The following is a 7,138-nucleotide window of genomic DNA, read 5'->3' as shown; positions in this document are numbered from 1 at the left end:
CGGAAGGGGGTCATCGGATTGCGGGCCATTGTGCGTTCCTCCTCGTTCAACGTGCGATCCTCGGCGGGTGATGGGTCCGCCGGAAAGGCAACACAACTCGGACTGGATGATGTCGGAGCCAAAGCACGCGACCATCAAAACCAATTATATTCCGACACCAATCCGTCTGGAATGGAGGTCGGGCCACTCAGGAGGCACCAGAAGCATCGGGCTTGCCTGGCTCGACAAACTCCCTCTGTTCTCCCCCGGCCGGCAAGAATGGCCATTCCGATGGCCCGGACCACCGCGGCAAAACCGCTGCGGATGGAACGTCATCCGCAGCGGAGGCCCGTCACGATCCCGGCGCGGTCCACCTCGATATCCAGCCGATCCGAATCGAGGTCCGTCGTGAAGGCACCCCCCGGCTCGATCTTTTGGACCTCGCGGGCACCGGCGGTCCGCCGGGCTCTCTCGGCCAGCTCGGGCGAGTAGGGTTGCCCGACGATCCCCCGGGCCTCGCCGGCCGCACAGGCCTGCCGCTCCGGGGCCGGTGGTTGCGGTTGAGCGAACCCACAGGCGGAAGACAGGATCAGCAGGCCTGACGTGAAAAGTGTTCGTGTCCGTCTGCCAACGCGGAGGTCTCGTCGAATATTTGATTGCATGGCAGACTCCTCCGTTGCATGGCCAGGGGCTGAGATCGTCAACACTGCCTCGGAGCTGCTTGTCTCTGCCCTCGTGCATCTCGCCAGCGCTAACGATGGGTGAACCGCGTGCCGATGGCGTCTTCCGGTCCGAGGCCAAGGATATCCGCGAGATGGTGGCGGGCCCGGTTGACCCGGCTCTTGATGGTGCCCACCGTCACGTGCTGGCGGGCGGCGATATCCTCATAGCTCATGCCCTCCACGCCCACCAGCAGCAGGACCTCGCGCTGCCACGCCGACAGCTTGGACAGAGCCTCCGACAGATCCTGCAACTCCAGCTCATCCAACTGCTCCGGCAGCGTGGTCAGACGGGCGGCATAGGCGCCTTCGACATCCTCGACCTCCCGCTGCCGTTTCCGGTGCTCGGTGTGAAAGTCGTTCTTCAGGATCGTGAACAGCCAGGCCTGGAGGCAGGTGCCCGGCTCGAACCGGTTGCGCCGGTCACAGGCCTTCAGCAGTGTGCTCTGCACCAGGTCTTCCGCACGGTTCACATCATGGGTGAGCGAGATCGCAAAGGCGCGCAGATGACGGATGGAGTTCAGGAGGTCCTGGACGAAGCCTGGATCATGCCGATCCTCAGGGATCCGGATGGAACTCTCCAGGCGTCCGATCAGCCTGACGAGATCCGGAGGCAGATCGGAGATGATGAGGTCGGAATAGACGCCACGCAACTGCTGTCCCAGATGCTCTCGGACCACATCGCCAAGAACAATGGGGTTGGGTGGCCTGAACTTGGAGCCAGCCATAAATAAAAGATGTTGTGTGATCTCTGCGACATCAACCAGCAAGCCTGTGGCACGCTCACGCAGCCGTCACCTTGAGCTGTCCAAGACCTTGCCGCCTGGGCTTGTCACATGAACGGCCGTTTGGGATACCTGAGGCGTTTCTCGAAGGCGTGAGGATGGCCGACAAGCAGCGAGGCTTCTATCGGGAGTTCGCTGTCACTGGTCAGCTCGAAGCCTGCTAATGCGGTCAGAAGAACCGTGTTCGGAAGGCCGGCATAGAGCATGGTGGCGCCGAGGCCAGAGGTGGCCACCAGCATCATCTTCTGGCCCGGGCACCCGAGCTTCACGAACAGGCTTTCGAACTGATCCTGGACCTCGTTCCACTCACCGGGGCGACGATCCTGCGGGCCCAGATCATTGAGCGCCTCCCAGGCCACACGGACGCGTCGAAGACGAGATGCCGGACGGCCTTGTCCTAAGCCCGCCCGTCCCTCGGGTGTCATCAGATCACCGGGGAGGGGCTCTGTGACGGCCCCTCCCCGCGTACCAACTCACGTGCGCGATCAGCCGGTCTGGCTGTGCTGGCCGCCCGGCTGCGAGATGCCCGCCACAGCCTCGCCGACTCGGCTGGAGCCATTCGACACGGCCATGTCACCCAACGAGATGATGCCCACCAGGCGCTTGTCGCGGGTGAGCACCGGCAGGCGGCGGACTTGGATATCGGCCATGTTGCGGGCCACATCGGCGGTGTCGTCGTCCTCGTAGCAGTACTTGACGTCCTCGGTCATCACCTCACGGATCGGGGTGTCGGGCCCCTTGCCCTCAGCCACGGCGCGAACCGCGATATCCCGGTCGGTGATCATGCCGACCAGCCGATCACCCTCACGCACCGGCACGATGCCGGCATCCATCTCGGCCATCCGTTTCGCTGCATCGCGGATGGTCTGTGTCGGCTCGATCAGCTGCACGTCCTTCGTCATCACTTCACTGACTTTCATGGCTGCCTCCTCTTGAGTGCCTCTGTCAGGTTTGGTTACGGCGGTTCAGACAGGCCCCTGGGCAGATCACGCCAGTAGTCCCACAGCTCCTGTTCACGTTTCTTGTCGGGCCAGACCTCATCATCTCCGTAGAAAGCCGGGGCGCCTCGGACCTGCTCTTCGGTGATGTCGGTGCGATAGCCATGAAGCCTTGTGTCGTAGGTGAGCTTCTCCCAAGGGATGGTGTGATGGTGAACTCCCAAGCCCAGGAAGCCGCCGAAGGTCACGTCAACGTAGACCACCCGCCCGCTCACCTTCTCGATCAACAATCGCTTGATGGTGCCAATCCGATGCCCTTGAGGGTCGAACACCGCCGTGCCCTCGACACGGTCGCTTTCGATGACGGGTTTGGGTGACGCGTGCTGCGGGATCAGGCCCCAGAGATAAAAGCCATTCTCCACAATCCCGAACTCCACGACGGATTGGTTCACGTTGAGGGACCAAGGCTCGTCCGGAGCGATCTGCTGCTCAAGGGTCCAAGGCCCGTCCGGGGCGGGGAGCGTCGCACCGTCCGGATTGCCGGTGATACCACACAGGTCAGGGGCACCTGCCGAGTGGAACACGTAATACGTTGTTCGTCTCATGAGCACTTCCCTTTCACCGGGATGGATCGCCTCCGGGCATTGCCTCATGATTGAAAGGATAACGCAAAGGCTGGTCCTTCAGGTCCGGTCGCGAGAACCAGGAAGACAGGTCCGGCAGTCCAGCTCCACCGTACCCGGTTGCGAAGGTGATGGGGATCCCGCGGCCGCGTATCACCTTGGCAACGGGATAGCTGAGCATTCCATTCAGATTGAGATCGAGAAAGGCTACTGCGAGCGGCTTCGGAGAGATGCAGGGGCAGCTCAGGAACGCCTCAAGCAGGAACAGGTGTACGGGAAAGTCGTCCTGCGAGCTACTGACGGGATCTGACAAAGATCTTGAGGGTTGAAGCGGAAAGGTTCAGCCTGCCGCGAACTCAATTGGAGCGATCCTCCCATGCCTGATCTCTCCCGTGCCCGTGCCCGCATGGTCGACGTCCAGATCGCCCGGCGTGGCGTGCGAGATCCTCACGTTCTGAATGCGATGCGCCAGGTGCCGCGCGAGGCCTTTGTCGAGCCGGGCTTCGAGGAGTTCGCCTATGAGGATGGGCCGCTGCCGATCGGTGAAGGCCAGACGATCTCCCAGCCTTATATTGTGGCTCTGATGATCGAAGCCGCCGAAGTGAGGCCGGATGATCGTGTGCTCGAAGTGGGCGCAGGATCAGGCTATGCCGCTGCGGTCATGAGCCGGATTGCCGACCGGGTCTATGCCATCGAACGCCATCCATCCCTGGGCGAGGCGGCTCAGGAGCGGTTCCGGCGGCTGGGCTATGACAACATCGAGTTGCGGGTGGGTGATGGCACGCTCGGCTGGCCGGATGCCGCGCCTTTCGACGCCATCCTAGTGGCCGCCGGCGGGCCCGAAGTGCCGCAAGCGCTGAAAGAGCAGCTTGCCGTCGGCGGTCGACTGGTCATCCCGGTTGGAGCGGAAGAAGGGCACCAGACCCTGCTCAAGGTGACGCGAACAGGCCAGGCGAATTACGAGGAGGAGGACCTCGGCGGCGTCATGTTCGTGCCGCTGATCGGCGAGCAGGGCTGGGCCGAGGACCGCCGGCGCTCGGCCACCAATCACGTGCCCGGCCAGTCACGCGGGCAGAGCCTGCCGGACCTGATCGCGGAGGCGGCCGAACCCCTGCCTGATCTCGACGATCCCGCCTTCGGAAGGTTCTTTGATCGCTTCGCCGACCGACGCGTGGTGCTGCTCGGCGAGGCCAGCCACGGCACCTCCGAGTTCTACCGGGCGCGAGCCGCCATCACCCGTCATCTCATTCGAGCGCACGGCTTCACCATTGTGGCCGTCGAGGCCGACTGGCCCGACGCCGCGGTGGTGGACCGCTATGTGCGGCTTCGCCCCGGGCCGGATCACGCCGAGCCGCCGTTCCAGCGCTTCCCGACCTGGATGTGGCGCAACACCGACGTTGCGGACCTCATCAGTTGGATGCGCGAGCACAACGAGACCCTTCCTGATCTCAGCGCTCGGGCCGGCTTCTACGGTCTCGACATCTACAACATGAGCGGCTCGATCGCCGCTGTGCTCGAATACCTCGACAGGACCGATCCGGAAGCCGCCGCCGTGGCACGCGAGCGCTATGGCTGCCTGACGCCCTGGCAGAAGAATCCGGCGACCTACGGGCGGGCGGTGCTCAGGGCCAGCTATGCCAAATGCGAGCAGGCGGTGATCGACCAATGCCGGGAGTTGCTGCGGAGGCGGCTTGATTATGCCGGACAGGACGGCGAGAGCTTCCTGGATGCGGCCCAGAATGCCCGGCTGATTGCTTCGGCCGAGCGCTACTACCGCATCATGTACTATGGCGGCGCGGAATCCTGGAACCTGCGCGACACGCACATGTTCGAGACACTCGAGCACCTGCTGGAGGCGAAGGGCCCTCAGTCGAAGGCGATTGTCTGGGCCCACAACTCGCATATTGGCGATGCCCGCCACACCGATATGGGCGTGGTTCGGGAGCAACTCAACATTGGTCAGCTCTGCCGGGAACGCTTCGGCGACGAGGCAGCCTTGATCGGCTTTGGCACGCATACCGGCACGGTTGCGGCGGCGTCGGATTGGGGCGGCGACATGGAGGTTAAACGCGTACGGCCGTCGCAGCGCGACAGCTACGAGCGACTCTGCCATGAGGCCGGCGTTCCCCGCTTTCTCCTGGATCTGCGGCCCAGTCAGAACGAGGCCCTTCGCCGCCGCCTGCTCGAGCCTCGGCTGGAGCGTTTCATCGGCGTGATCTACCGGCCAGACACCGAGCTGTTGAGCCATTACTCCGATGCTTCCCTGCCGCGGCAGTTCGATGCCTATGTCTGGTTCGACGAGACATCAGCCGTGACGCCGCTGGGGCCCGAGCATGCCAAAGCCGGCGTACCGGAGACCTACCCGTTCGGGCTCTAGCGCCATGCTCCGCCACGTCGACTATGTCCTGAACAAACTCGACTGGATGCGAACCGAGCGGATCTGGCCCAATGGCCTGCGCTATCTCTGGACCGACGCCTTCGGTCTCGTGCTCTATGTCTCGCTTTACCGTGAACTTGGTGAAGAGCGCTGGCTGGATGAGGCCGAGCGGTTGGTCACCGACGTCGAGCGAGTGCTTGGGCGTCCGCGCGGGCTTTGGATCGGCGAGGCGCCGGACCGGGATGGGCAGTACTTTCACTATCTCGCCATGTGGCTGTTTGCGCTGGCACGCCTGGGCGACGTCAAGCCCGCGTATCGCGAGCGTGGCATCGCTGTTGCGCGCGATATCCACCCTGCTTTGTGCGTCCTGGGCGCGGGGTCATCTGGAAGATGAAAGAGGATTTAAGCGGGCCGTATCCAGGCTACGGCCTTGGGGCAATGGATGCCTATGACGGCTATGTCACCTACCGCATGCTGGATGAGAAGGCGCTGGCGCCGGAGATCGCACAGATGCGCGACCTGACGGAGCAGGACTGGCGCACCTTGGAGATTGATCAGGATCTGGGTCTCGGCATGATGCTGTGGCTGGCCCGGATCGTCCGTCATATAGATCGGCCACGAATCGGAGATCTCCAACGATGTCTCCCAAGAGGTCACCCGTTCCAGACGAGAACGAACGACAGATCACCGACGCCCGTCTCGTCGAGATTCGCGACAAGGCCTTTGCCGCCAGACGCGCGGCCGACGCCCAGGGCGGACGGGCGTCGGATCTGGGGGAGAATTTCCCATTTGACGCGCCGATCCCGCCCATGACGGCCCCAGAGGCTCCCGCTGCTCCATCTGCCGGTATCGAGGAGCGCGAACGTAGGGCCGCCCAGGAGAAGCTCAACGCCCTGGCGTCGACCCCGACGCAGTTGCAGATATCGGACGCTGCAAAGAAGCTGCTGTTCCGTGGCACGTAGACGAGAGCGGAGCGCAACGAGATTCTGATGTCGATCTATTGGATGAGAACCGCCGAAGTGTATCCGACCAGCGGATGGCACAGGAAGGCCTTCATGGCCTTCGATCCCGCGGCGCGTTTTCCGCGCCTCCACATGGTCGAGGGCGACGAAACCATCGGCAACGTTCACCTGATCGAAGGCGGATTGCAGTCCGGACACTGGCAATGGTCGATGACCGTTTCCCTGCCAGGTCCGCGCTACGGTCGTCCGACCAACGGTGTCGAGCCGGACAGGGGCGCCGCGGCCCGGCGCGTCATCGAGGTCTATCGCCACTATCTCGCGACGCGGCCAGAGCAGGACCCGCGCCGTGCCTGACGATCTCCGGTCCCCGATCAAGCACCACTTGGTGCTGCACCGGATCGACCCGGAGCAGCGCATCTGGCGCTTCTACAGCCTCATGATCGAACGGGATCTGTTTCGGACCGTGCGCCTCGTGCGCAACTGGCGCCGGATCGGCACCAACGGGCAGGAGCCGGTTGAGGTTTTCGCCAGCGAAGTCGAGGCTGACGAGGCACAGCGGTGCTCCGAGGGTCAAGCGGCAGCGAGGGCACCGAGATTTATGACGTTGCAAAAAAGTACACACTTCTAGCCGATCGTATTCACCTGCGCTGGTTGCGATGACCTGACTTGCGGCTTGGGCGAGCCAATCTGTTGCGCCTTTTTCATCGCGGCGAGGTTTGGAACGTCGGAACGCGTTGGCGGAGAAGACATGGGGT

At 63.4% G+C, this 7,138-nt stretch carries 11 protein-coding genes; 5 read left to right on the top strand and 6 right to left on the bottom strand.

Going from position 1 to position 7,138, the window contains the following annotated elements:
• Window positions 1-311: 311 nt before the first annotated feature.
• From FS320_RS34720 to FS320_RS48765, 5 genes are all read right to left on the bottom strand, one after another.
• The gene (locus tag FS320_RS34720; protein WP_152716934.1) at window positions 312-641 is read right to left on the bottom strand and encodes an I78 family peptidase inhibitor; all 330 of its coding nucleotides are present in this window, start codon (window positions 639-641) and stop codon (window positions 312-314) included.
• A gap of 89 nt (window positions 642-730) precedes the next feature.
• A complete protein-coding gene (locus FS320_RS34715; RefSeq protein ID WP_152716933.1) occupies window positions 731-1,426 on the bottom strand; it encodes a sigma-70 family RNA polymerase sigma factor in 696 nt (231 codons plus the stop codon).
• Window positions 1,427-1,530: 104 nt separating this feature from the next.
• Window positions 1,531-1,908: a hypothetical protein gene (locus FS320_RS34710; RefSeq protein WP_152716932.1), complete on the bottom strand. Its 378-nt coding sequence runs from the start codon at window positions 1,906-1,908 to the stop codon at window positions 1,531-1,533.
• Between the two features lie 60 nt (window positions 1,909-1,968).
• A complete protein-coding gene (locus tag FS320_RS34705) occupies window positions 1,969-2,403 on the bottom strand; it encodes a CBS domain-containing protein (protein WP_152716931.1) in 435 nt (144 codons plus the stop codon).
• A gap of 35 nt (window positions 2,404-2,438) precedes the next feature.
• Window positions 2,439-3,026, bottom strand: coding sequence for a PRC-barrel domain-containing protein (locus tag FS320_RS48765; RefSeq protein WP_244627577.1), 588 nt, complete (start codon window positions 3,024-3,026; stop codon window positions 2,439-2,441).
• 394 nt (window positions 3,027-3,420) lie between these two features.
• On the opposite strand from FS320_RS48765, the gene FS320_RS34695 reads away from it, so the two are divergent.
• A complete protein-coding gene (locus FS320_RS34695; RefSeq protein ID WP_152716930.1) occupies window positions 3,421-5,421 on the top strand; it encodes a protein-L-isoaspartate(D-aspartate) O-methyltransferase in 2,001 nt (666 codons plus the stop codon).
• Window positions 5,422-5,425: 4 nt separating this feature from the next.
• On the top strand, window positions 5,426-5,815 hold the full coding sequence (locus tag FS320_RS34690; protein ID WP_244627576.1) for a hypothetical protein: 390 nt from the start codon (window positions 5,426-5,428) through the stop codon (window positions 5,813-5,815).
• 8 nt (window positions 5,816-5,823) lie between these two features.
• Here the strand turns inward: FS320_RS34690 and FS320_RS48760 are convergent, their stop codons facing one another.
• Entirely contained in the window at window positions 5,824-6,057 is a 234-nt protein-coding gene (locus FS320_RS48760; RefSeq protein ID WP_244627575.1) for a hypothetical protein, read from the bottom strand.
• A 2-nt stretch (window positions 6,058-6,059) separates the two neighbouring features.
• On the opposite strand from FS320_RS48760, the gene FS320_RS46345 reads away from it, so the two are divergent.
• The 3 genes from FS320_RS46345 to FS320_RS34680 are packed head-to-tail and all read left to right on the top strand — an operon-like array spanning window position 6,060 to window position 7,011.
• The gene (locus FS320_RS46345) at window positions 6,060-6,383 is read left to right on the top strand and encodes a hypothetical protein (protein ID WP_162562919.1); all 324 of its coding nucleotides are present in this window, start codon (window positions 6,060-6,062) and stop codon (window positions 6,381-6,383) included.
• 27 nt (window positions 6,384-6,410) lie between these two features.
• On the top strand, window positions 6,411-6,737 hold the full coding sequence (locus FS320_RS34685; RefSeq protein WP_152716929.1) for a hypothetical protein: 327 nt from the start codon (window positions 6,411-6,413) through the stop codon (window positions 6,735-6,737).
• Window positions 6,730-7,011 (top strand): WGR domain-containing protein, encoded by a 282-nt coding sequence (locus FS320_RS34680; protein WP_338105608.1) that lies wholly within the window; start codon window positions 6,730-6,732, stop codon window positions 7,009-7,011. Before FS320_RS34685 ends, FS320_RS34680 begins: the two co-directional genes overlap by 8 nt.
• The last annotated feature ends 127 nt before the right edge of the window (window positions 7,012-7,138 follow it).

Source organism: Microvirga tunisiensis (assembly GCF_009296175.1).
In the GTDB taxonomy this organism is placed as follows: Bacteria; Pseudomonadota; Alphaproteobacteria; order Rhizobiales; family Beijerinckiaceae; genus Microvirga; species Microvirga tunisiensis.
The sequence above is the reverse complement of the archived record's forward strand: the minus strand, read 5'-3'. Positions and strand labels throughout refer to the sequence as shown.